Below are 24240 nucleotides of genomic sequence, written 5' to 3' on the forward strand. Positions count from 1 at the left end.
GACCTGGCGGGTTGCGTTTCGTGCGGGCTCAGGCCTTGCCCGCCAGCTCGAAACCGGCCTCGTCGACGGCGGCGCGTACGGCCTCTTCCTCGAGCGGGGCCGCGGAGACGACGGTGACCTCGCCGGTCTTGGCGACGGCCGTCACCGAACTGACGCCGGAGATCTCGGAGATCTCGCCGGAGACGGCGCCCTCGCAGTGTCCGCAGCTCATGCCGCTCACCTTGTAGACGGTGGTGACGGGGCCCGTGGTGTCGGTCTGGGCGGTCATGTCGTTACTCCTCGTCGAGGCATGTGGGGCTGTGGGGACCCACGAGGGGCCCGCACACTTCCCCACTGTACCCCTAGGGGGTATCAGTACACGACGTCCTCGGCCAGGGGGCGCAGGTAGCGCAGGAGGACGTCCTTCAGCTCCTGGATGTACGCCTCCCGCTCGTCGCCCTCGTGGACCAGGATCAGCTCCAGGCCGGCCTTGTAGATGCCGACGCACATCTGGGCGGTGCGGGTGACGGCGGGGGCGGGCGCGTCGGGCACGAACGGGGCGAGGATCGTCTCGACCCGGGCGACCAGGGTCGTGTGCAGCGCGTCGTGCTCCTCGGCGATGCGCCCGGGGATGTCGGGGCCGTGCATGAGCGCGAAGAAGGCCGGGTGGCGGCAGCTGAACTCGATGAAGCGGTCGACGGTCCCGGTGATCACCTCCTCGATCGGGGTGGCCGCGGGGTCGATCGGGGCGAGGATCTCGTCGTACGACTGCCGCATCTCGTGCATGAGCCGCCCGCCCAGCTCGATCGCGATCGCTTCCTTGTTCGGGAAGAACTGGTACAGCGTGCCCGGTGAGACGCCCGCCTCGCGGGCGATGGCGTTGGTGCTGGCGGCCGTGTAGCCGGTCGTGGAGAAGACCGTGGCGGCGGCTTCGAGCAGCTGGGTGATCCGGCGCTCGCCGCGGGCCTGGCGACGGCGCGGCCGGTCCTCGGACGCCGTCGTGTCGGTTCCGGGCTTTTCGGTCTTCTCGGGCACGCGTTATCCCCAGGTCTCATCACGCGATTGACAAACGCGAGCGGCCGCTCGCATTCTGGAGCCAGAAATACGAGCGAGCTCTCGTGTTTGCCAGTCTATGGCAGCTCCGTGCTGTCAGGCTGCGCCTGGACACGGGTCACGGTGAAGGGGACACCGCACGATGACCGAAGTCAACACACCACCACGCACCGGCGGCTGGACCCGCTTCGTGACCGCAAGGCCCAGACTGTCGCTGCTGGTGGCGCTGGTGATCACCGCGCTCGCGGTGCTGGCCGGCAGCGGCGTCGCCGACCGGCTCGGCGCCGGCGGCTGGGAGGATCCGGCCGCCGAGTCCACCCGTGCGACCAAGGCCCTGGAGCGCGAGTTCCCGGGCTCCCAGCCCAACCTGCTGCTCCTGGTCGACGCGGGCGACGCCCCGGTCGACGACCCGGCCGTAGCCGCCGAGGCCAAGCGCCTCACCCAGCGCCTGGCGAGCGAGCGGGGCATCACCGGCGTCGGCTCCTACTGGCAGTCAGGCGCCCCGGCCCTGCGCGCCGAGGACGGCCACGAGGCGCTGATAGCCGCCCGTATCACCGGCGACGAGAAGACCGCCGCCGAGACCCTGGAGCGCATCGCGCCCCACTACCGCGGCGCGCACGGCCCGGTGGAGGTCACCGTCGGCGGCCCGGTCGCCGTGCGGCACGAGATGCAGACGATCATCCAGGAGGACCTGACCCGGGCCGAGCTCATCGCCCTGCCGGTGACGCTCGTGCTGCTGGTGATGGTCTTCGGCAGCGCGGTCGCGGCCCTGCTGCCGCTCGGCATCGGCATCGTCGCCATCCTCGGGACCAACGCGATCCTGCGCGGCCTGACCGAGCTCACCGACGTGTCCGTGTTCGCGATCAACCTCACCACGGCCCTCGGCCTCGGCCTCGCCGTCGACTACGCGCTGTTCATCGTCCGCCGCTTCCGCGAGGAACTGTCCACGGGCGCCGAGCCCTTGGCGGCGATCGGCACGACCCTGCGCACCGCCGGCCGCACGGTGCTGTTCTCCGCCCTCACGGTCGCGGTGTCGCTGGCCGCGATGCTGGTCTTCCCGCAGTACTTCCTGCGGTCCTTCGCCTACGCCGGGATCGCCGTGGTGCTGCTGGCCGCGGCTGCCGCGCTGATCCTGCTCCCGGCGGCGCTGATGCTGCTCGGGCACCGGGTCAACGCCCTGGACCTGCGGCGCGTGTTCCGGCGCGGACACCGGCCGGAGCCCGCCGGGGAAGAGGGCAGAGCGTGGGCGCGTACGGCGACGCTCGTGATGCGCCGCGCCCCGTTCTTCGCCCTGGGCACCACAGCCGTCCTCGTCCTGCTCGGACTGCCCTTCCTGGGCGTCAGGTTCGGCACCGCGGACGACCGCCAGCTGCCCTCGACCTCCGAGTCCCATGTCGTGCAGCAGCACATCCGGGAGGGCTTCCCCGGCAGCCCCGACGGCGGCCTCGAAGTGCTCGCCCAGGGCCGCGCGACCGAGGCGCAGTACGGCGCCTACAAGGAGCGGATCGCCGGCCTGCCCGATGTGCAGCGGGTCGACGGGCCGCTGGTGAAGGGCGACTCGGCGTACTTCACCGTGCTGCCGAAGGGCGAGGCGGTCGACGATCCGGCCCAGCGCCTGGTCGGTGAACTGCGGGACGTCCGGGCCCCCTTCGACACCGAGGTGACCGGCACCGCGGCCGTCCTGGTCGACTCCAAGGACGCCATAGGGGAGCGCCTGCCGCTCGCGGCCGTCTTCATCACGATCGTCACCCTGCTCCTGGTCTTCCTCCTCACGGGCAGCGTGCTCATACCGATCCAGGCGGTGGTGCTCAACGCACTCAGTCTGACGGCCATGTTCGGCGCGGTCGTCTGGGTCTTCCAGGACGGCCACCTGTCCGGCCTGCTCGGCTTCACCAGTCCCGGCTCCATAGAGACGACCCTGCCGGTCCTGATGTTCTGTGTGGCCTTCGGCCTGTCCATGGACTACGGGGTGTTCCTGCTCTCCCGCATCAAGGAGGAGTACGACCACACCGGCGACCACGACCAGGCCGTCCGGCACGGCTTGGCGCGCACGGGCGGGCTGATCACCGCGGCGGCGGTCATCCTGGCCGTGGTCATGGTCGCGATCGGCACCTCCCGGGTGACCAACACCAAGATGCTCGGTCTGGGGATCGCGCTGGCGGTCCTGATGGACGCGATGATCGTCCGAAGTCTCCTGGTCCCCGCGGTCATGCGCCTCACGGGCCGCGCCACCTGGTGGGCCCCGCGCCCGCTGCGCCGCTTCCACGAGCGCTTCGGCCTGAGCGAGGGCGAACCGGAACCGGCGAAGGAGAGTGAGGAGGCCAGAGACAAGGTCGGAGCCTCGCATGCCTGACCGCCCGGGAAGGCAGGGGTACTTCGGGGCCCTGGACGTGGGCGATCCGGACGTGGGCGACCTGGACGTGGTTGATCCAGGCGGGCACGATCCGGACGTGCGCGATCCGGACATGAACGAGAAGGCGGGTGGATCATGCGGGCCGTGGTGTTCGAGCGGTACGGGGAAGTGGCCGAGGTGCGGGAGGTCGCGGATCCGGAACCCGCGGAGCACGGGGTCGTCGTGCGGGTCGAGGCCACCGGCCTGTGCCGCAGCGACTGGCACGGCTGGCAGGGCCACGACCCGGACATCGCGCTGCCGCATGTGCCCGGGCATGAACTCGCCGGAGTCGTCGAGGCGGTGGGTGCCCGGGTGACCGGATGGCGGCCCGGCGACCGGGTCACCGCGCCGTTCATCTGCGCCTGCGGCACCTGCCCGTCCTGCGCGGCGGGCGACCACCAGGTGTGCGAGCACCAGACCCAGCCCGGCTTCACGCACTGGGGCTCCTTCGCCGAGTACGTGGCGCTGGACCACGCCGACGTGAACCTCGTGGCGCTCCCCGGGGAGCTGTCCTTCGCGACGGCGGCCTCCCTCGGCTGCCGGTTCGCCACGGCGTACCGGGCGGTGGTGCGGCAGGGCCGGGTCGCGGCGGGGGAGTGGATCGCGGTGCACGGCTGCGGCGGGGTGGGGCTCTCGGCGGTGATGATCGCGGCGGCGTCGGGAGCGCGGGTCGTGGCCGTCGACGTATCGGCCCAGGCGCTGGACCTGGCAAGGAAGTTCGGAGCCACGCGGTGCCTGGACGCCACGGCCGTGCCGGACACCGCGGCGGCGGTCCGCGACCTGACCGGCGGCGGCGCCCACCTCTCGCTCGACGCCCTCGGCTCACCCGCCACCTGCGCCGCCTCGGTGAACGGCCTGCGCCGCCGCGGCCGGCACGTCCAGGTCGGTCTGCTGCCCTCACCGACCGGCACGACACCCGTCCCGATGGCCCGCGTGATCGCCCTGGAACTCGAACTCCTCGGCAGCCACGGCATGGCGGCGCACTGCTACCCGCCGATGCTGGAGCTGGTCCGTGGCGGTGTGCTGCGGCCCGATCTGCTGGTGACGTCCACGATCACGCTGGACGAGGTTCCGGCCGCGTTGGCGGCGATGGGGACGGCGCCGGGAGCGGGGGCCACGGTCATCGAGCCGTGGAGCTGACGCCCCGGCACTCCGGCGCCTCGGCGACGAGCGGTCAGTCGTCTCTTCGCCCGCGGTTGCCGGGCCTGGAGGCGACCCAGGCCCGGACCGTGTCGGCGTACCAGTAGGGCTTGCCGCTCTCGACATGGTCGGGCGGTGGCAGCAGGCCGTGCTTGCGGTAGGACCGCACGGTGTCCGGCTGCACCTTGATGTGTGCCGCGATCTCCTTGTACGACCAGAGCTTTCGGTCGGTCATGACGTGCACCTCCCCGCGCGCACCTCGGCGGGGGCCGGGGACGGCCGTCCGGGGGAGCCGGGCGCTGCGCTGGCGATCAACAAGCCTGTGGTCGGTCAACGACGCTCGGTGACATGGGGCAGGGCCTGTGGGCCGGGTGTGACGGAAGACCTGTGGACGCGCGACATGTGTGACAGGAAGGGGGCGTTTGTGACACAGCCGGGGCAAAGGCGCGCGCCGGATCGTCGGCGGGGCAGCTTGACGCGGCACCTTGGCGCGGCACTTTGAGGCGGCACTTTGAGGCGGCACCGGGGCGTCGGCTCGTGCACGGCGCCTCAGCCGTCGAGGAGGCGCCAGGTCGTGAGGGCCAGGCCGGCACGCAACAGGCCGGCGGGCTCGGTGAGTTCGATTCCCAGGGTCTTTCCGATCTGCTCGAGCCGGCGGGCGACGCTGCTGTGGTGCAGATGGAGCAGGTCGGCGGCGCGGCGCAGGGAGCCGGTGGCGCAGTAGGCGTCCAGGGTCTCCAGGTCCTCCGGGCTCTCGGCGACGCGGGCGATCGCGGCCACGTCGGCGTTGTCCCGCGCGGCGTCCGGGGGCACCCGGGCGAGCAGGGCCAGCGCCCCCAGGCTGTCGTGGTCGACGACCGGCCGGCGCGCAGTGGTGAAGCGGAGGGCGGTGCGGGCCTGCTGCCAGGACCGGTCGGGGCTCTCGGCGGCGCCGATGCCCGCGCGGACGCCGTCCGGGAACCGGGCCCGGTCCACCGTGGTGGCCAGGATGACACCCACATCGGCGAGGGGCGCCGCCTTCACCGGGCGGGACGGGCAGAGCAGAACGCCGATCCGGTCGAGCGGAAGCCGCGACCGTACGGCGACGACCCGGACCGGCAGGTCGGCGGCGAAACCCAGGAGCCGTAACGCCCGGGCTCTGCCCGCCTCGTCGCAGTCGGAGCTGACGGCCAGTTCGACGAGGGCGGGGTCGGCCATGGTGGTGCGGGCGGGCCCGTAGCGCTCGACGACCGCGGCGGTGGCGAGGGCGAGGCGGTCCAGCAGCACCTCGTCGAGCGGCAGGGGTGTGCCGGGCCGCTCCAGCCACACCGTGCCGATCTCCTCCTCGTCGAGGGTGATCGGCACCGTGGTGGAAGCGGGTGCGGGCGGGGCGGGGACGTCCCGGCCGTCGGGCGAGACGCGGATGGCCCGCCCCGTGCCGTGCAACCGGATACCGGCCGTGCATTCGGCCAGCCCCGCCGAGGCCCGGGCCAGCGCCGGGAGGTCCACGCGCCGGCGCATCAGGGTGTCGTAGAACGCGATGACGCGGATCGCGCCCTGGGCGTGCGGGTCCAGTTGGGACAGCCGTTGGGCCAGTGCCTCCATGGCGGGAGGATAGGTGCCCTCTCGCGGGGAGGACAGGCGCCGGGCGGCGCGCAACAGGGCTGGAACGCCCGACAGTTGGCGGGTGATCCCGGGGCGGACGGCCGTGAGGATGTCGGCATGGATCCCGAACTCGAACCCTTCATCCCGATGCTCGCCGGCCCCGACCTGACCGATCCGGCCATCGCGCGCGAGAACTACGCCGAGCGTGCCGCCGCGGCGCCGGCGCCGGACACCACCGGCCTGGAGATCGAGGCCCGCACGGTGCCCGGCGATCCGGACGTGCCGGTGCGGATCTACCGTCCGGCCGGGGCACGGGCCACTCTCGTCTGGTTGCACGGCGGTGCATGGGTCATGGGCGATCTGGACACCGACCGCCACTGGGCCGCCCGGATCGCGGCCGCCTCCGGCGCGGTGGTGATCTCGGTGGGGTACCGACTGGCCCCCGAGCACCGGTTCCCGGCCGCCCTGGACGATGCCTGGGCCGTCCTGACCTGGGCCGCCGGGCACGCGGCCGAACTCGGCATCGACCCGGACCGGATCGCGGTCGGCGGACACAGCTGCGGTGCGAACCTCGCGGCGGCGGTGGCGCTGCGGGCGCGTGACGAGCGAGGGCCGTCGATCCGCTTCCAGCTGCTCAACGAGGCGATTCTCGACGACCGGCAGCAGACGTGGTCGGCGCGCAACTTCACCGACACGCCCTGGAACACGCGTGCCGTACGGGCCGCGGCGCTGGAGCACTACCTGGGCGCCACGCCCGCCACGCCGTACGCCGCACCGTCCCGGGCCGCCGACCTGTCCGGTCTGCCCCCGGCCTACGTCGCCACAGCGGAGTTCGACCCGAACCGCGACGAGGGCATCGAGTACGCGCTGCGCCTGCTCCAGGCGGGCGTCCCGGTCGAGTTGCACCAGTGGCCCGGGACCTTCCACGGCTCCCAGGCGATCCTCTCCGCCGACATCTCCCAGCGGCAGCTCGCCGAACTCACCGCGGCCCTGCGCCGCGCCCTGGCCGAGTGAACACATCGCGGTGGAGACCCCCGGCGACATCATGTCCGTCACCCTGCCGCGCGGCAGCCGTCTGGAGAAGCGGACCGGCATCGAGGCCTGACAGCACGACTCCGTGAGACCCGGACCAGGACACGCGGAAAGCGCTGTCATGATCTGGTCCGAATGTCCGGACAAAACATTGACAGGGCTTCGGGAAGGGGGCTACAACACCGGGGAGAGCCGACACCGAGGGGTATCCGATGGCGTACGACCTGATCACCATGGGGCGGATCGGAGTGGATCTGTATCCGCTCCAGACGGGCGTCCCGCTGCCGCAGGTCACGTCCTTCGGCAAGTTCCTCGGCGGCTCGGCGACGAACGTCGCGGTCGCCGCGGCCCGCCTGGGACGGCGGACCGCGGTGATCACGCGCACCGGCGACGACCCCTTCGGCACCTACCTCCACCAGGCCCTGAAGGACTTCGGCGTGGACGACCGCTGGGTCACCCCGGTCCCCGGCCTCCCCACTCCCGTCACCTTCTGCGAGGTCTTCCCGCCGGACGACTTCCCGCTGTACTTCTACCGCCGCCCCAAGGCCCCCGACCTGGAGATCGACGCCCACGAGCTCGACCTCGACGCCCTCCGCGACGCCCGCGTCTTCTGGGTCACCGGCACGGGCCTGAGCGAGGAGCCGAGCCGCACGGCGACCCTCGCGGCCCTCGCCCACCGCGCCAAGTCCGGCACGACGGTCTTCGACCTCGACTGGCGCCCGATGTTCTGGAGCGACCCGGAGGCGGCCCGCCCCTTCTACGCGGAGGCCCTGCGCCACACCACCGTCGCGGTCGGCAACCTCGACGAGGTGGAGGTCGCCACCGGCGTGCGCGAACCCCACGCCGCCGCCCGCGCCCTCCTCGACGCGGGCGTGGAGCTCGCCGTCGTCAAGCAGGGGCCCAAGGGCGTTCTGGCCGTCAACAGCAAGGGGGACCAAGCCGAGGTCCCGCCGCTCCCCGTGAACGTCCTCAACGGACTGGGCGCGGGCGACGCCTTCGGCGGCTCCCTGGTCCACGGCCTGCTGGCCGGCTGGGACCTGGAGAAGACCATGCGGCACGCCAACGCCGCCGGCGCCATCGTCGCCTCCCGCCTGGAGTGCTCCTCCGCGATGCCCACCCCGGGCGAGATCGAGGCGGCCGTCACCGCGGGGGCCGTCAAGTGACCGTCGACGTCTCCGAACTCGTCCGCATCCGCAGCCACCACCCGGAGGCGATCGCCGAGGCCGCCGCCCGCCGCCCCCGCCGGCCCCTGCTGAACGACAACGGCCGGCTGATGATCGTCGCCGCCGACCACCCGGCCCGCGGCGCCCTCGGCGTCGGCGGCCGCAGCATGGCCATGGCCAACCGCGCCGGCCTCCTCGAACGCCTCTGCCTGGCCCTGTCCCGCCCCGGTGTGGACGGCGTCCTCGCCACCGCCGACATCCTCGACGACCTGCTGCTGCTCGGCGCCCTCGACGGCAAGGTCGTCCTGGGCTCGATGAACCGGGGCGGCCTCCAGGGCGCGAGCTTCGAACTCGACGACCGCTTCACCGGCCACCGCCCCGAGGACATCGAGCGCCTCGGCTTCGACGCGGGCAAGCTGCTCCTGCGCGTCGACTACGACGACCCGGGCTCCCTCACCACCCTGGAGTCCACCGCCCGCGCGATCGACGCCATGGCCGCCCGGCGGCTCCCCGTCTTCGTCGAGCCGTTCATCTCCCGCCGCGACGAGACGGGCCGACTGCGCAACGACCTCTCCGCCGAGGCCGTCACCAAGTCGATCGCCATCGCCTCCGGCCTGGGAGGCAGTTCCGCCTACACCTGGCTGAAGGTGCCGGTCACCGACAACCCCGACGACATGGCCGAGGTCATGGCGGCTTCCACACTGCCCGCCGTCCTGCTCGGCGGTGAGGTGGGCGGCTCCGCCGAGGACCAGGCCGGGGCGTACGAGAAGTGGCGCGGCGCCCTCCAACTGCCCACCGTGCGGGGGCTGGTGGTCGGCCGTTCGTTGCTGTACCCGGCGGACGGCGATGTGGCCGCCGCCGTGGACACCGCCGTAGGACTCCTGTGAGGGCCGCTTCATGACCAGTGAGCTGTACGTTCCCAAGGGCACCACCGGTGATGTGAACTACGTCCTGGACATCGACCCCAAGCGGGCCGGCTGGACGCACTGCAGCCTGCGGATCGTGGAGCTGGCACCGGGCGGCACCCACACCTTCACCACCGGGGACAGCGAGTGGATCGTGCTGCCCCTGAAGGGCGCGTGCACCGTGCGCGTCGAAGACGAGGAGTTCCACCTCTCGGGCAGGAGGAGCGTGTTCGCGTCGGCCACCGACTTCGCGTACGCGCCCCGTGACACCCGGGCCCAGATCGCCTCCGGCGCGGGAGGCCGCTTTGCTTTGGCAGGAGCGAAGTGCGAGCGACAACTCCCCGCCCGCTACGGCCCCGCGCCGGAGGTCCCCGTCGAGCAGCGTGGCAGCGGCACCAGCCTGCGGCACGTCCGCAACTTCGCCTCGGCCGACGCCTTCGACTGCGACAAGCTCATCGCGGTCGAGGTGATCACCCCCGGCGGCAACTGGTCCTCGTACCCGCCGCACAAGCATGACGAGCACCGCCCCGGCGAGGAGTCGGAGCTGGAGGAGATCTACTACTTCGAGATCGACGGGCCGAACGGTTTCGGCTATCAGCGCGTATTCCCCTCGCGTGAGGGCGGCTCCGACGTCCTCACGGAGGTCCGCTCCGGCGACGCCGTCCTCGTCCCCGACGGATGGCACGGCCCGTCCATCGCCCAGCCCGGCCACGACATGTACTACCTGAATGTCATGGCGGGTCCGGGTGACACGAGGGAGTGGCGGATCTGCTTCCACCCGGACCATACGGAGGGGTACCGATGACGACGACCCGGCTGACCGTCGCGCAAGCGCTGGTTCGTTTCCTCGCCGCCCAGTACACCGAACGCGACGGCGTACGGCAGCGGCTCATCGGCGCCACCTGGGGCATCTTCGGCCACGGCAACGTCGCCGGTGTCGGGCAGGCGCTCCTGGAGTACCCCGACGCGATGCCGTACCACCAGGGCCGCAACGAACAGGCCATGGTGCACGCCGCCGTCGGCTACGCCCGGCAGTCCAACCGGCTGTCCACGCACGCGGTCACGACCTCCATCGGCCCGGGCGCCACCAACCTGGTCACCGGCGCCGCCCTCGCGACCGTCAACCACCTGCCGGTGCTGCTCCTGCCCGGCGACGTGTTCGCGACCCGCCCCGCCGACCCGGTCCTGCAACAGCTCGAAGTGCCGTACGCGGGCGATGTGTCGGTCAACGACTGTCTGCGCCCGGTGTCGAGGTACTTCGACCGGATCACCCGGCCGGAGGCCCTGATCCCCTCCGCGCTGAACGCGATGCGCGTCCTCACCGACCCCGTCGAGACCGGCGCCGTCACTCTCGCCCTGCCCCAGGACGTGCAGGCCGAGGCGTACGACTGGCCCGAGGAGTTCTTCGCCGAGCGCGTCTGGACCGTACGGCGTCCCGGCGCCGACCCGACGGAACTCGCCGAGGCGGTAGGGATCATCCGCGCGGCGGCCAGGCCCCTGGTCGTCGCGGGCGGCGGCGTCCACCACAGCCGCGCCGAGGAGGCACTCGCCGAGTTCGTGGAGACCACCGGCATCCCGGTCGCCTCCACCCAGGCGGGCAAGGGCTCCCTGCGCCACGACCACCCCCAGGACGTCGGCGGCGTCGGCCACACCGGCACGGCGACGGCGGACGAGCTGGCCCGCACCGCCGACCTGGTGATCGGCGTGGGGACCAGGTACACCGACTTCACCACCGCCTCCGGCACCCTCTTCGCCGGGGAGAACGTCCGGTTCCTCAACCTCAACATCGCGTCCTTCGACGGCCACAAGCTCGCCGGGCAGCCCCTCGTCGCCGACGCCCGCAGCGGTCTCACGGAACTCACCGAGGCCCTCCGGCTGCACGCGTACCGGGTCGCCGACTCGTACGCCACCGAGTACACCGAGGACAAGGAGCGCTGGGAGCAGCGCGTCGACGCCTGCTACGAGGTGGACGAACCGGACACCCGCCCGACCCAGCCGCAGGTCCTCGGCGCCCTGGACGCCCTCGCCGACGAGTCGGACATCATCATCAACGCCGCCGGTTCCCTCCCCGGCGACCTGCACAAACTGTGGCGGACGCGCTCCTGCGACCAGTACCACCTGGAGTACGGCTACTCCTGCATGGGCTACGAGATCCCGGCCGCGATCGGCGTGAAGCTGGCCGCCCCCGACCGGCCCGTGTGGGCGCTGGTCGGCGACGGCACGTATCTGATGATGCCGACCGAGATCGTGACGGCCGTGCAGGAGGGCATCGCGATCAAGGTCCTGATCATCCAGAACCACGGCTACGCCTCCATCGGCGGGCTGTCCGAGTCGGTCGGCGGAGAGCGGTTCGGCACCGCCTACCGCTACCCGTCCGAGGACGGCACGTACACGGGGCCGCCGCTGCCGGTGGACCTCGCCGCCAACGCGGCCAGCCTCGGCATGCGCGTGCTGCGCGCGAAGACCGTACGGGACCTGCGTGAGGCGCTCGCTCAGGCCCGGGCCGCCGACACTCCCACATGTGTCTACGTCGAGACCCAAACGGCAGACACAGTGTCGGGCGCGCCTCCCGCGCAGGCCTGGTGGGATGTACCTGTGGCCGAGACCGCGACACGGCCGTCCGCGGTCAAGGCACGTGAGCTGTACGAACGGCACGTCTCCACCCGACGCCGCCATCTGTGAAGGAGTTCCCGGCCATGACGAAGATCGTCAACCACTGGATCGGCGGCAAGACCGTCGAAGGCGCCTCGGGCGCGCACGGGCCGGTGACCAACCCGGCGACCGGCGCGGTGACGACGAAGGTCGCGTTCGCCTCGGTGGACGAGGTGGACGCGGCGGTCGCCGCCGCCAAGGAGGCCTACGCCACCTGGGGCCAGTCCTCGCTGGCCCAGCGGACCTCGATCCTCTTCAAGTTCCGGGCGCTGCTCGACGCCAACCGGGACGCCATCGCCGAGCTGATCACCGCCGAGCACGGCAAGGTGCACAGCGACGCGCTCGGCGAGGTGGCCCGCGGCCTGGAGATCGTCGACCTGGCCTGCGGCATCAACGTCCAGCTGAAGGGCGAGCTGTCGACGCAGGTCGCGAGCCGCGTGGACGTCTCGTCCATCCGCCAGCCGCTCGGGGTCGTCGCGGGCATCACGCCGTTCAACTTCCCGGCGATGGTGCCGATGTGGATGTTCCCCATCGCCATCGCGTGCGGCAACACGTTCGTGCTGAAGCCGTCCGAGAAGGACCCGTCGGCCTCCCTCAAGATCGCCGAACTGCTGGCGGAGGCTGGGCTGCCGGACGGCGTGTTCAACGTCGTCCACGGCGACAAGGTGGCCGTCGACCGCCTCCTGGAGCACCCGGACGTCAAGGCCGTCTCCTTCGTGGGCTCGACCCCGATCGCCCGCTACATCCACACCACGGCCTCCGCGAACGGCAAGCGCGTCCAGGCCCTGGGCGGCGCCAAGAACCACATGCTGGTGCTCCCGGACGCCGACCTGGACGCCGCGGCCGACGCCGCCGTGTCCGCCGCCTACGGTTCGGCGGGCGAGCGCTGCATGGCCATCTCCGCCGTCGTCGCGGTCGGTTCGATCGGCGACGAACTGGTGGAGAAGATCCGCGAGCGCGCCGAGAAGATCAAGATCGGCCCCGGCGACGACCCGACCTCCGAGATGGGCCCGCTGATCACGGCCGTGCACCGCGACAAGGTGGCGTCGTACGTCGAGGGCGCGGCGGCCGAGGGCTGCGAGGTGGTCCTGGACGGCACCGGCTACACGGTCGACGGCTTCGAGGACGGCCACTGGATCGGCATCTCGCTGCTCGACAAGGTGCCCACGTCCGCGAAGGCCTACCAGGACGAGATCTTCGGTCCGGTGCTGACCGTGCTGCGCACCGAGACCTACGAGGAGGCGCTGGACCTGATCAACGCCTCGCCGTTCGGCAACGGCACCGCGATCTTCACCCGGGACGGCGGCGCCGCCCGCCGCTTCCAGCTGGAGGTCGAGGCCGGCATGGTCGGCGTGAACGTACCGATCCCGGTCCCCGTGGGCTACCACTCCTTCGGCGGCTGGAAGGACTCGCTCTTCGGCGACCACCACATCTACGGCAACGACGGCACGCACTTCTACACCCGTGGCAAGGTCGTCACCACCCGCTGGCCGGACCCGGCCGACGCCCCGGCGGGCGTCGACCTGGGCTTCCCGCGCAACCACTGAGTTTTTTTCTCCGGGGGCGCCTGCGGTTCTCGCAGGCGCCCCCGGACCTGTTCCCACTGACCTCAGGGTGCTCAAAAAGACAGTCAGATCGCCTTTCTGCTGCGGATTTCGCAGGCAAAGAGGCATTGACGTGCTGCTTTTCGTCGGGGTTCGATGCTGCGCACATCCACCGCCGAGCCGATGGGAATCGCCGCATGACCGACACGCTCCGCCCTGTCGAGACAGCCGTGGCGCACGCGCCGGACAGTCACCCCAGGAAGCTCAAGCGCTCCATCGGAGTCGTCGGCGGCACCCTTCTCACCCTCTCCTGCGTGACCCCCGCGTCGACCCTCTTCGTGGTCGTCCCGGACCTCTTCGGCTCGCTCGGCACCGCCACCGCCCTCACCATCGCCGTCGGCTCGCTGCTCTGCGTCGCGGTGGCGTTCTGCTACGCGGAGCTGGGCACCCTCATCCCCAGCGCCGGCGGCGAGTACGCGATGGTCTCGACGATGGCCGGGCGCCTCGCCGGCTGGCTCGTCTTCGTCCTCTCGCTCCTGGTCGTGATGATCGTCCCGCCGGTCATCGCGATGGGCACGGCCGACTACCTCGCCCCGGTCGCCCACCTCGACCCGTCCTGGACGGGCGCCTCGGTCATGCTGCTCGCCACCCTCGCCGGCCTGCTCGACCTGCGCGCCAACGCCTGGATCACCGGCGTCTTCCTGGTCCTGGAGGTCATCGCGGCGGCCGTCGTGGCGGTACTGGGCTTCACCCACGCGGAACGCGGCACCGGGAGCCTGGTCTCGATGGAGGTGGCGGGCCCGAACGGCACCCCGGACACGGTGACGGCCCTCCTGGTGGTCTCCGGCCTCGCGATCGCCCTGTTCGTCACCCAGGGCTTCTCCACCGCCGTCTACCTCTCCGAGGAACTGGAGAACCCGCGCCGCACGGTCGCCCGCACGGTCCTCGCCACCCTCGCCATCTCCGCCGTGATCATCCTGGTCCCGGTCGCCGCGATCACCCTGGGCGCGCCCGACCTCGCCGCCCTGACCGGCGGCGACATCGGCACCATGGTCACCGCCTGGTCCAACTCGGCCGTCGGCACGTTCGTCAGCCTCTGCGTGGCCCTGGCGATCATCAACGCCGGGATCGTCATGGTCATCCAGAACTCCCGCGTCCTGTTCGCCTCGGCCCGCGACAAGGCCTGGCCGGACCCGGTGAACACCCTCTTCTCCCGCCTCGGCCGCTTCGGCTCCCCCTGGGTCTCCACCCTCGCCGTGGGCGTCCCCGGCGCGGCCCTGTGCTTCGTGAACCTGGACACCCTGTACGGCGTCACAGGCGTCTCGGTCACCGGCATGTACCTCCTGGTCGCGATCGCCGCCCTGCGCACCCGCCGCGGCCCCCACCGCCACACCCAGGCCTGGCGCATGCCCCTGTGGCCGACGGCCCCACTCCTGCTGATCGCGGTCCTGCTCTACGTCCTGATCCAGCAGGACCCGACGTACCTCCTCTGGACAGGCGGCATCACGGCCGCGGCGACCCTGTACTGGGCGCTGTACCTGCGCCCGCGCAGGGAAACGCGCTGGCTGGTCTCGATTCCGGAGGCGTGAGGGCCTGCTTTTCCAAGGACGCGGGGAACTGCGCGACAAGCCACAACGCACCCGCACCTGGTACCGCACAGCCCCCGCCGAGCTCGAAGCCGTACACCACCCGCAGTACGCCGAAACCCCGTGTACACCCCTGGAATGGCCCTCACTTCGGCCTCCGGTCGACAACTGTTCGACAGGTTGACCCCGTACCGTTGACGCATGGATCTTCGACTGCCCGGACTCCACGGGCTGCTTCGGAGGCCCCGGAGGCTCCTCGCCGCCGGGGCCGCCGTCGTCGTGCTCGCGGGCGCGGGAACGTGGACGGCCGTCGCGAACGACGAGACGCCCCCCGTCCACCGCGAAGACCGGACCTTGGCCACCGGCGACGGCGTGCGCGTCGACACGTCGTACTTCACCTCCGGCGGCGACGGCCGCCGCCCCGCCGTGCTGCTCGGCCACGGCTTCGGCGGCAGCAAGAACGACGTACGGCAGCAGGCCGAGGGCCTCGCCAGAGACGGCTACGCGGTGCTGACCTGGTCGGCGCGCGGATTCGGCAAGTCGAACGGGAAGATCGGGCTGAACGACCCCAAGGGCGAGGTCGCCGATGTCTCGAAGCTCATCGACTGGCTCGCGAAGCAGCCCCAGGTCGAGCTCGACAAGGCCGGAGATCCACGCGTGGGCATGGCCGGCGGCTCCTACGGCGGCGCCATCGCGCTGCTGACGGCGGGCCACGACGACCGCGTCGACGCCATCGCCCCGGCGATCACCTACTGGAACCTCGCCGACGCGCTGTTCCCGAACGGCGTGTTCAAGAAGCTGTGGGCCGGCATCTTCGTCAACTCCGGCGGCGGCTGCGAGAAGTTCGAACCCGCGCTGTGCCGGATGTACGAGCGGGTCGCCGAGTCGGGCACACCCGACGCCGAGGCGCGCAAGCTGCTGGAGGAGCGCTCACCGTCCGCCGTCGGCAAGGACATCGACGTGCCGACCCTGCTGATGCAGGGCCAGTCCGACTCCCTCTTCCCGCTCGGCCAGGCCGACCAGGCCGCGAAGGCCATCCGCGCCAACGGCGCACCCGTCGACGTCGACTGGATCGCGGGCGGCCACGACGGCGGCGACATGGAGACCGGCCGCGTCCAGGACCGCGTCACGACCTGGTTCGACCGCTACCTGAAGGACGACAAGGCAGCCGACACCGGCCCCGCCTTCCGCGTCACCCGCACCCTCGGCACGGGCTCGGGCGACGGCGAACCCCGCCTGACCGGCGTGACCTCGGACCGCTACCCCGGCCTTGAGGCCGAGCAGCGCTCCATCGCCCTGGCCGGCCGTGAGCAGAGCTTCGACAACCCGCCCGGCGCCAGCCCGCCCGGCGTCTCCGCCCTGCCCGGCCTCGGCGGCGCCGGCGGCCTCAGCCAGCTCTCCACGCTCGGCATCGGCATCTCGCTGGACTTCCCCGGCCAGTTCGCCGCGTTCGAGTCGAAGCCCTTCGGCGAAGACGTCCAGATCACCGGCTCGCCCACCGCCACCGTCCACGTGAAGTCCACCAGCGACGACGCCGTGCTCTTCGCGAAGGTCTACGACGTCGGCCCGGGCGGCGCCTCCCAGCAGGTCCTGCCCTCCCAGCTCGTCACGCCCCTGAGGGTCGAGGGCGCCAAGGCGGGCAAGGACGTCACCATCACCCTCCCGGCGATCGACCACGAGATCGACGACGGTCACCGGCTGCGTCTGGTCCTCGCGTCGACGGACCTCGGCTACGCCTCCCCGGTCTCCCCGGCGACGTACACCGTCTCCCTCAAGGGAGATCTGAAGGTCCCCTCGGCACTCGGCCAGCGCGACACCGAGGGCGGGCTGCCCGCCTGGGTGTGGTGGATGCCCATCGCCGGCGGCGTGATCGCCCTGGCCCTGATCATCACGGGCCGTCGCCGCACCGCGGCCCCCGCCCCGCCGGACCCGGCGCTCGCCGAAGTCCCCCTCCAGATCACCGACCTGAGCAAGCGCTACGCCAAGTCCGCCGACCGGTACGCGGTCAAGGAGCTCTCCTTCCGCGTGGAGAAGGGCCAGGTGCTGGGCCTCCTCGGCCCCAACGGAGCGGGGAAGACGACCACCCTGCGCATGCTGATGGGCCTGATCAGGCCGGACGGCGGCGAGATCCGCGTCTTCGGCCACGCCATCAGCGCGGGCGCCCCGGTCCTCTCCCGGGTCGGCGCCTTCGTCGAGGGCGCGGGCTTCCTGCCGCATCTGTCCGGACGCGAGAACCTGGAGCTGTACTGGCGCGCCACCGGCCGCCCCGCCGAGGACGCGCACATGGAGGAGGCCCTGGAGATCGCGGGCCTCGGCGACGCGCTCGCCCGTGCCGTGCGCACCTACTCCCAGGGCATGCGCCAGCGCCTCGCCATCGCCCAGGCCATGCTCGGCCTGCCGGACCTGCTCATCCTCGACGAACCGACCAACGGCCTGGACCCGCCGCAGATCCGCGAGATGCGCGAGGTGATGATCCGCTACGCCGCCGCGGGCCGCACGGTCATCGTCTCCAGCCACCTCCTCGCCGAGGTGGAGCAGACCTGCACCCACCTGGTCGTGATGGACCACGGACAGCTCGTCCAGGCGGGCCCGGTCGAGGACATCGTCGGCTCGGGCGACACGCTGCTGGTCGGCACGGCCACGCCCGTGGACGAGCCGGTCGTGGAGAAGGTCACCGCCCTGCCGGGCGTCGCCTCGGCCGTACGCACCGACGAGGGCCTCCTGGTCCAGCTCGACGCCGACGGCTCCCCGCAGCGCCTGGTCGCCGAACTCGTACGTCTCGACGTACCGGTGCGGTCGGTCGGCCCCCACCGCCGCCTGGAGGACGCCTTCCTCACCCTGATCGGAGCCGAAGCATGAGCAAGCTCGCCGAGCCGCCCGTCGAGGTCGCCGACGGCTACCGCGCGGGCCGCACCCTGCCCTTCCGCGTCGAGCTGGTCCGGCAGCTCAAGCGGCGCCGCACGATGGTCATGGGCGGCGTCCTGTTCGCCCTGCCGGTCATCCTGCTCATCGCCTTCCAGGTCGGCGGCGCCCCGGGCGGCAACAACAACCGCGTGAACCTCATGGACACCGCGACCGCGTCCGGCGCCAACTTCGCCGCGGTCAACCTCTTCTCCGCCGCCGGGTTCCTGCTGGTCATCCCCGTCGCCCTGTTCTGCGGGGACACGGTCGCCTCGGAGGCCAGCTGGTCCTCCCTGCGCTATCTGCTCGCCGCGCCCGTGCCCCGGGCCCGGCTGCTGTGGTCCAAGCTCGCCGTCGGACTCACCCTGAGCTTCGCGGCGATGGTCCTGCTCCCGGTCGTCGCCCTCGCCGTCGGTACCGCGGCCTACGGCTGGGGCCCGCTCGAACTCCCCACCGGCGGCAGTCTGTCCACGGGTACGGCGGCCCAGCGCATCCTGATCGTCGTCGCGTACATCATGGTGTCCCAACTGGTCACCGCCGCCCTGGCGTTCTATCTGTCGACCCGGACGGACGCACCGCTCGGCGCGGTCGGCGGCGCGGTGTTCCTCACCATCATCGGCAGCGTCCTCGACGAGGTGACGGCCCTCGGCGACTGGCGCCACTTCCTGCCCGCGCACTGGCAGTACGCCTGGCTCGACGCCGTCCGCCCGCAACTGGAGTGGTCGGACATGATCCAGGGCACGTCGATCTCCGTAACGTACGCGCTCGTGCTGTTCGCCCTGGCCTTCCGAGGTTTTGCCCGCAAGGACGTCGTCTCCTAGGCCCTGTCGTCACATTCCCGTCGTCCGCCCGGAGGGCGGGCCTCGCGGTGTCTGGTGCGTGCGATCGCAAGGCGCCGGAGCGCCCTCGTGGCGGAGCCACGTGGGCGGTTCGGCAACGCGGCGAGCGTGCGTGCCAGGCGCCGCGAGGCAGGCGGGAATGTGACGACAGGGCCTTAGGTCAACGGAGGATCACCCACCGGTCTCGAAAGCCGGTCCCCGTGGCCGCTTCGAGACGCTTCCGCAACGCTCCGTACCGCACGTTCTCACCCCCTGCCCCGTCACAGTCGCAAGAAGCCGACACCAACGGACCCAGGGGGCACCGACGATGGAGCGGTACCGGAATCGAAAACTGCTGCTCGCCCTGACGTCGGCGAGCGGACTCCTGCTCACCGCCTGCAGCGGAAGCGCCGACAGCGCCGGGGGCGGCAAGGCCGCCGACCGGGACGGCTACAGCTCGGGCCTGACCGCGCCCACGTACGGCGACGACCTCAGCGAGCAGGAGGACGACCGCCGGGAAGACCCCGGTCACCTCTCCACCTTCGCCCTCGACGTCGACACCGCCTCCTACGACTACGCCCGCCGTGCCCTCGCCGACGGCCGGTCCCCCGACCCCTCGACGATCCGCCCCGAGGAGTTCGTCAACAGCTTCCGCCAGGACTACGAACGCCCGGACGGCGACGGCTTCTCGGTCACCGTCGACGGCGCCCGCACCGACGACGAGGACTGGTCCCTGGTCCGCGTCGGTCTCGCCACCCGCTCCGCGGAACGCACGGGCGAACGCCCGCCCGCCGCCCTCACCTTCGTCATCGACGTCTCCGGCTCCATGGCCGAACCGGGCCGCCTGGACCTCGCCCAGGAGTCCCTGGCCGTGATGACGGACCGGCTGCGCGACGACGACTCGGTCGCCCTCGTCGCCTTCAGCGACGAGGCCGAGACCGTCCTGCCCATGACCCGCCTCGACGGCAACCGCGACGAGGTCCACGACGCCATCGAAGAGCTGGAGATCCAGGACTCCACCAACCTGGGCGCGGGCGTCGAGACCGGCTACGAACAGGCCGTCGAGGGCCTGCGCGAGGGCGCCACCAACCGGGTCGTCCTGGTCTCCGACGCCCTCGCCAACACCGGCGACACCGACGCCGACGCCATCCTGGAGCGGATCTCCGGCGAACGCCGCGAGCACGGCATCACCCTCTTCGGCGTCGGTGTGGGCAGCGACTACGGCGACGCCCTCATGGAGAACCTCGCCGACAAGGGCGACGGCCACACCGTGTACGTGTCCGACCCGGGCGAGGCCCGCAAGGTCTTCTGCGAGCAGCTCCCGCGCCACATCGACCTCACGGCCCGCGACGCCAAGGCCCAGGTCGCCTTCGACCCCGAGACCGTCGAGGAGTTCCATCTGGTCGGCTACGACAACCGCCGCGTCGCCGACGAGGACTTCCGCGACGACCGGGTCGACGGCGGCGAGGTCGGCCCCGGCCACACCGTCACCGCCCTGTACGCCGTCCGCACCGAGCCGGGCGCCGAGGGCCATCTCGCCACCGCCACCGTCCGCTGGCTCGACCCGGACAGCCGCGCCCCCCACGAGGAGTCGGGCGACATCGAGGCCGACGCCCTGCACGACTCCCTGCGGGACGCCCCGAGCCGCTTCCAGGTCACCGCGACGGCGGCCTACTTCGCCGACGCCCTCCGCTCGGGAGCAGACGGTCTCCCGGGAGCCCCGGCCGGCTTCGGCGAACTCGCCGACCGCGCCCGCGCGTTGGCGGACCGTACCGGGGACAGGGCCGTGGACGACCTCGCCGAGGCGATCGGACGGGCGGGCCGAGGGCGGGACTGAGAAGCCTGCCGGCCTTCCCCCGCACGGCGGGCCAACCGGGTGAACCTGCGGAACCAATCCTCCCGTGCCGGGTTGATGAGGCAGTAGAGCGGGCGGCGCTGCGATCTTTCACCGCTGCCCCATTCTTCAAGCAGGAGGACAACTACATTGCGACAGACCCTGAGCAAGGGAGCGTTCGCGGCGGCCGCCGCCACGGGGATTCTGTCCCTGTACGGCAGCCCCGCTCTGGCTGACGCCGACGCGTCCGGCGTGGCGAAGGACTCCCCTGGCGTGCTCTCCGGGAACAGCGTCCAGGTGCCGGTCCACGTGCCGGTGAACCTGTGCGGCAACACCGTCAACGGACTCGCGGCGCTCAACAAGGCGATCGGCAACTCCTGCAAGAACACCTCGCACAAGTCGAAGGGCCACGGCGCGGGCGCGGACGCGTCCGCGGTCGTGAAGGGCTCTCCCGGTGTGGGTTCCGGGAACAACGTGCAGCTGCCGGTCGACGCGCCCACGAACGTGTGCGGCAACTCCGTCAACGGCGGTGCGCTGTTCAACACGGCGTACGGCAACGACTGCGAGAACGAGTCGTCCGGTGGCGGCTACGGTCACGACCACGGCCACGACACCCCGTCGACGGACGAGGAGAAGACGCCTCCGGTCAAGGAGGTCCCCTCCAGGCCGGACCACGAGACCCCGGACTCCACCACTCCGGACACCGAGACCTCGTCCACCTCCGAGGAGGAGGAAGTGGAGGAGGGCCCGCTGCCCCAGCTGGCCGAGACCGGCAGTGAGGCCCTGGCCGCCGCGTCGGCCGCCAGCGCCGCCCTGATCGTCGGCGGAGTGATCATGTACCGCCGCGGGCGCACCACCTCGTCCCGATAGCTGTTCCCGGGTGCCGGACGCGACCCGTCCGGCACCCGCGCCCCACCCGCGCCCCCCGTCGATCATGATCCGGGGGGTGTCGGCCGTCCCCCCCACCCCGCATGCCCCGGCCGCGGGTCCCCGCACGGGAAGGGCCGCTGACGGCTCCGTAGCCGTCAGCGGCCCGTCGGCCACCGTGCGGTGCCCCGTCAGCGGTGTACCGGCGACACCGACTCGCTCCGGTTGCCGTCCACCGGCGCGGGGACGGTTCCGGCCGCCGGCAGCGCCCCGAGCCGGCGGCGGACCCCCGCGACGAGCGTCGACGCCGTGAAGGCCGCGCCCTGGACGAAGCGCATCGCCGGGCCGAAGCCCGAGGCCGTCACCAGGCCCGCGAGGAACAGGCCCGGGTGGGAGGACTCGAAGCTGTGCCCGACCTCAGGGGAGCCGTCGGGCAGCGCCGTCAGCGTGCCGCGCAGCTCGGGGGCGAGCAGTCCGAGCCGGTCGCAGCGTGCCCGGAACCCCGTGGCGGCGATGACGTGTTCGGTCTCCAGGCTGCGCGGGGCGCCCGTACGGCTCACCGTGTCCAGCCGGACCCCGCCCGGCACCGCGGAGGCCGCGGCGACCTCATGGCCCGGCAGCAGCTCCACCACACCCTCCACCCGGTCCCGCACCCACCAGGCGCCCGCAGGACCCAGCGCGGTCGTCGCGATGCGTGCCCGGGTCGGCTCCGGCAGCCGCCGGAACAGGCCCGGGCGCTCCGCGTAGAACCAGTTCCGCCAGCCGGGGCCGAGGCCGCTGTGCGGGGAGCGGGCCGACTGCCACCAGGGGCGCTCCCAGGCCGGCGGCACATCGTTCCACACCAGCTGTTCCGCCCGGGCCAGCACCCGCACGCGCGTGCCCTGTTCGGCGAGCAGCGCCGCCGTCTCCAGGGCCGCCTGACCGCCGCCGATCACCGTGACGTCCTTGCCGCGGAACCGGTCGAGATCGCTGTGGTGGCTGCTGTGCGTCACGAGCGCGGGGTGCAGTCCGCGCAGGGCCTGCGGTACCTCGACGAACGGCATCACACCGACCGCCAGGGCCACCGCCCGCGCGTGCACCTCCTCCCCGTCCTCGGCGACCGCCGTGAAGCCGCCGGGCCCGGCCGACACGCGGGTCACCGTGCGCTCGTCCACCCCTGGTACGGCGTTGCGCGCGAACCACAGGCCGTACTGCGCGAACGCCTCGACGGGGATCGGCTTCGCGTGACGCGCCGTCAGCCCCTGCTCCGCGCAGTAGACGTCCAGACGCCACCGCCCGGCCGGGTCGGAGAGGTTGGACGCCCAGGGTTCCGACTTCAGGAACATGCCGCGGGGCATGTTGTCCCGCCAGGACGCCATGGGCCGGCCGAACACGCGCAGGTTCAGCCCGGCGGCCGCGGCGTGGGACGCGATCGACAGGCCGTACGGGCCTGCGCCCACCACCAGAAGGTCGTACACCATCAACTGCTCGCTTTCTCGTTGTCGGTCAGGGAGGGCGAGGCCGCCCGGGGGATCAGCCGGGGCTCCGGCGCCGCCACCGCCGGCGTCGTCGTGCCCAGCCGTTCACGCAGCCGGCGGGACACATGCCGGCACCACAGGGCCCACATGACCCGTCCGGGGGAGCGGTCGTCCCCGGCGTACCAGGCCAGTTCGCGTTCGCGGCCGCCCGGCGCCGCGCTCAGGGCGGCCAGCGGCGCGTAGTTCTCCACGACGAACGTCCGCCCCGCCAGCGGGGACCCCTCCGGCTGCGGACGGCCCGTCATGTCCAGGTGCAGGGCCCGTACGACGTCGAGACCCGCGCTGTCCGCGAAGAGCCGGAACTGGGCGCCGGTGCGCGGGTTGAAGTCGAGCAGGTGGTAGCGGCCCGTCGTGCCGCAGCGGCGGAAGTCGAGGTCGAAGATGCCCCGGTATCCCAGTTCGTCGGTGAGCCGCTCGGCCAGCGCCTGCACCTGTGCGTTGGGCGTCCAGCAGCCCACCGCGGTCAGCCCGGCCCCGCGCGGCCAGGCAAGGTGCTTGCGGCCGGGTCCGCCCCCGCGCACGGTCCCCGCGTGGTCGGCGTAGCCGTGGAAGAACCAGTCCCGGTCCGGCCCCGGTGCCAGATACGCCTGGAGCAGCAGCCGGCTGCCCGCCTCGCCGGTGCGCAGGAACAGCTCCCGGGCCTGCTGCACGGACTTCACCAGCACCGTGCTGCGCAGCCCGCTGCCGGCGGGCAGCAGCCAGGGCCGGCTCCACTTCGCCACCACCGGCAGCCCGAGCCGCCGCATGGCGTCGGCGACCTCCGCGGGGCTGTCCGGGACCAGCGTCTCCGGGTACGGGACGTCGACGGCCGCGCACACGGCGGCCAGTTCCGCCTTGTCGGCGACGCGCTCGGCCAGGGTGCCCGGCATCGCCGGCAGCAGATAGGAGGGGGCGAGTTCGTCCCGCATCCGCCCCACGGCGATCGCGCTCGCGTCGTCCATCGGGACCAGGACGGCGGGCCGCCCGATGTGCTCCGCCACGCGGCGCAGCACGGCGAGGATGTCGTCGGGGGAGGCCCCCGGGAGCGGCGGGGAATGCATATGGCGTACGTAGCGTGACGCGCCGACGGGACTTCCCGCGGAATCAGCGACGACGTGCACCTCCACGCCCGCCCTGCCGAGCGAACGCGCGGCCCCCAGTGTTCCGTGATGAAAAGGGTTCCGGTCGATCCGCATTACTACAGCGGGGACGCGGGTGTCGAGCAGCGACACGAATTCTCTCTTTCTTTTTCGGTCGGCTCACCCGCACGGGCGAGCCCGGCACTCGAAAGCCG

19 protein-coding genes are annotated in these 24240 nt (G+C 72.1%); 13 read left to right on the forward strand and 6 right to left on the reverse strand.

Translation table 11 applies throughout. The features are described 5' to 3' along the window. Positions 1 to 28: 28 nt before the first annotated feature. The gene (locus ACIBK5_RS37510) at positions 29 to 268 is read right to left on the reverse strand and encodes a heavy-metal-associated domain-containing protein (protein WP_399026938.1); all 240 of its coding nucleotides are present in this window, start codon (positions 266 to 268) and stop codon (positions 29 to 31) included. Positions 269 to 351: 83 nt separating this feature from the next. Then, positions 352 to 1014 carry a TetR family transcriptional regulator gene (locus ACIBK5_RS37515; protein WP_399026940.1) on the reverse strand — a complete coding sequence of 221 codons (663 nt, stop codon included), beginning with the start codon at positions 1012 to 1014 and terminating at the stop codon, positions 352 to 354. Between the two features lie 160 nt (positions 1015 to 1174). On the opposite strand from ACIBK5_RS37515, the gene ACIBK5_RS37520 reads away from it, so the two are divergent. Both ACIBK5_RS37520 and ACIBK5_RS37525 read left to right on the forward strand, forming a co-directional pair. Further along, positions 1175 to 3385, forward strand: coding sequence for an MMPL family transporter (locus ACIBK5_RS37520; protein ID WP_399026942.1), 2211 nt, complete (start codon positions 1175 to 1177; stop codon positions 3383 to 3385). Positions 3386 to 3520: 135 nt separating this feature from the next. Beyond that, complete coding sequence (locus ACIBK5_RS37525; protein WP_399026943.1) at positions 3521 to 4564, forward strand: zinc-dependent alcohol dehydrogenase family protein; 1044 nt, start codon at positions 3521 to 3523, stop codon at positions 4562 to 4564. Between the two features lie 34 nt (positions 4565 to 4598). On the opposite strand, the gene ACIBK5_RS37530 is transcribed toward ACIBK5_RS37525, so the two are convergent. Together ACIBK5_RS37530 and ACIBK5_RS37535 are read right to left on the reverse strand one after the other, a co-directional pair. Further along, entirely contained in the window at positions 4599 to 4799 is a 201-nt protein-coding gene (locus tag ACIBK5_RS37530; RefSeq protein WP_215121270.1) for an AlpA family transcriptional regulator, read from the reverse strand. 314 nt (positions 4800 to 5113) lie between these two features. Continuing rightward, positions 5114 to 6148, reverse strand: coding sequence for a PucR family transcriptional regulator (locus ACIBK5_RS37535; protein WP_399026946.1), 1035 nt, complete (start codon positions 6146 to 6148; stop codon positions 5114 to 5116). Between the two features lie 117 nt (positions 6149 to 6265). Between ACIBK5_RS37535 and ACIBK5_RS37540 the strand changes: the two genes are divergently transcribed. From ACIBK5_RS37540 to ACIBK5_RS37590, 11 genes are all read left to right on the forward strand, one after another. Continuing rightward, on the forward strand, positions 6266 to 7162 hold the full coding sequence (locus ACIBK5_RS37540; protein ID WP_399026948.1) for an alpha/beta hydrolase: 897 nt from the start codon (positions 6266 to 6268) through the stop codon (positions 7160 to 7162). A gap of 230 nt (positions 7163 to 7392) precedes the next feature. Further along, positions 7393 to 8343 carry a 5-dehydro-2-deoxygluconokinase gene (gene iolC, locus ACIBK5_RS37545; RefSeq protein WP_399026949.1) on the forward strand — a complete coding sequence of 317 codons (951 nt, stop codon included), beginning with the start codon at positions 7393 to 7395 and terminating at the stop codon, positions 8341 to 8343. Beyond that, the gene (locus ACIBK5_RS37550; protein WP_399026951.1) at positions 8340 to 9230 is read left to right on the forward strand and encodes a deoxyribose-phosphate aldolase; all 891 of its coding nucleotides are present in this window, start codon (positions 8340 to 8342) and stop codon (positions 9228 to 9230) included. Before iolC ends, ACIBK5_RS37550 begins: the two co-directional genes overlap by 4 nt. A 10-nt stretch (positions 9231 to 9240) precedes the next feature. Then, positions 9241 to 10053: a 5-deoxy-glucuronate isomerase gene (gene iolB / locus ACIBK5_RS37555; protein WP_399026953.1), complete on the forward strand. Its 813-nt coding sequence runs from the start codon at positions 9241 to 9243 to the stop codon at positions 10051 to 10053. After that, the gene (gene iolD, locus ACIBK5_RS37560) at positions 10050 to 11930 is read left to right on the forward strand and encodes a 3D-(3,5/4)-trihydroxycyclohexane-1,2-dione acylhydrolase (decyclizing) (protein WP_399026955.1); all 1881 of its coding nucleotides are present in this window, start codon (positions 10050 to 10052) and stop codon (positions 11928 to 11930) included. The genes iolB and iolD overlap by 4 nt, the downstream gene beginning before the upstream one ends. Positions 11931 to 11944: 14 nt before the next feature. After that, entirely contained in the window at positions 11945 to 13447 is a 1503-nt protein-coding gene (gene mmsA / locus ACIBK5_RS37565) for a CoA-acylating methylmalonate-semialdehyde dehydrogenase (protein ID WP_399026957.1), read from the forward strand. Between the two features lie 194 nt (positions 13448 to 13641). Next, positions 13642 to 15033 (forward strand): APC family permease, encoded by a 1392-nt coding sequence (locus tag ACIBK5_RS37570; RefSeq protein WP_399026959.1) that lies wholly within the window; start codon positions 13642 to 13644, stop codon positions 15031 to 15033. A gap of 198 nt (positions 15034 to 15231) precedes the next feature. Further along, complete coding sequence (locus ACIBK5_RS37575; RefSeq protein ID WP_399026961.1) at positions 15232 to 17889, forward strand: CocE/NonD family hydrolase; 2658 nt, start codon at positions 15232 to 15234, stop codon at positions 17887 to 17889. Then, positions 17886 to 18752, forward strand: coding sequence for an ABC transporter permease (locus ACIBK5_RS37580; RefSeq protein WP_399026962.1), 867 nt, complete (start codon positions 17886 to 17888; stop codon positions 18750 to 18752). The genes ACIBK5_RS37575 and ACIBK5_RS37580 overlap by 4 nt, the downstream gene beginning before the upstream one ends. A 325-nt stretch (positions 18753 to 19077) precedes the next feature. After that, the gene (locus ACIBK5_RS37585) at positions 19078 to 20586 is read left to right on the forward strand and encodes a von Willebrand factor type A domain-containing protein (protein ID WP_399026964.1); all 1509 of its coding nucleotides are present in this window, start codon (positions 19078 to 19080) and stop codon (positions 20584 to 20586) included. A gap of 147 nt (positions 20587 to 20733) precedes the next feature. Next, positions 20734 to 21453 carry a chaplin gene (locus ACIBK5_RS37590; protein ID WP_399026966.1) on the forward strand — a complete coding sequence of 240 codons (720 nt, stop codon included), beginning with the start codon at positions 20734 to 20736 and terminating at the stop codon, positions 21451 to 21453. Between the two features lie 188 nt (positions 21454 to 21641). Here ACIBK5_RS37590 and ACIBK5_RS37595 read toward each other — a convergent pair whose 3' ends face one another. Both ACIBK5_RS37595 and ACIBK5_RS37600 read right to left on the reverse strand, forming a co-directional pair. After that, positions 21642 to 22910, reverse strand: coding sequence for an NAD(P)-binding domain-containing protein (locus ACIBK5_RS37595; RefSeq protein WP_399026968.1), 1269 nt, complete (start codon positions 22908 to 22910; stop codon positions 21642 to 21644). Further along, positions 22910 to 24178, reverse strand: coding sequence for an ATP-grasp domain-containing protein (locus ACIBK5_RS37600; RefSeq protein ID WP_399026970.1), 1269 nt, complete (start codon positions 24176 to 24178; stop codon positions 22910 to 22912). The genes ACIBK5_RS37595 and ACIBK5_RS37600 overlap by 1 nt, the downstream gene beginning before the upstream one ends. Positions 24179 to 24240 lie beyond the last annotated feature (62 nt).

The organism is Streptomyces sp. NPDC050546 (assembly GCF_044457425.1).
In the GTDB taxonomy this organism is placed as follows: Bacteria; Actinomycetota; Actinomycetes; order Streptomycetales; family Streptomycetaceae; genus Streptomyces.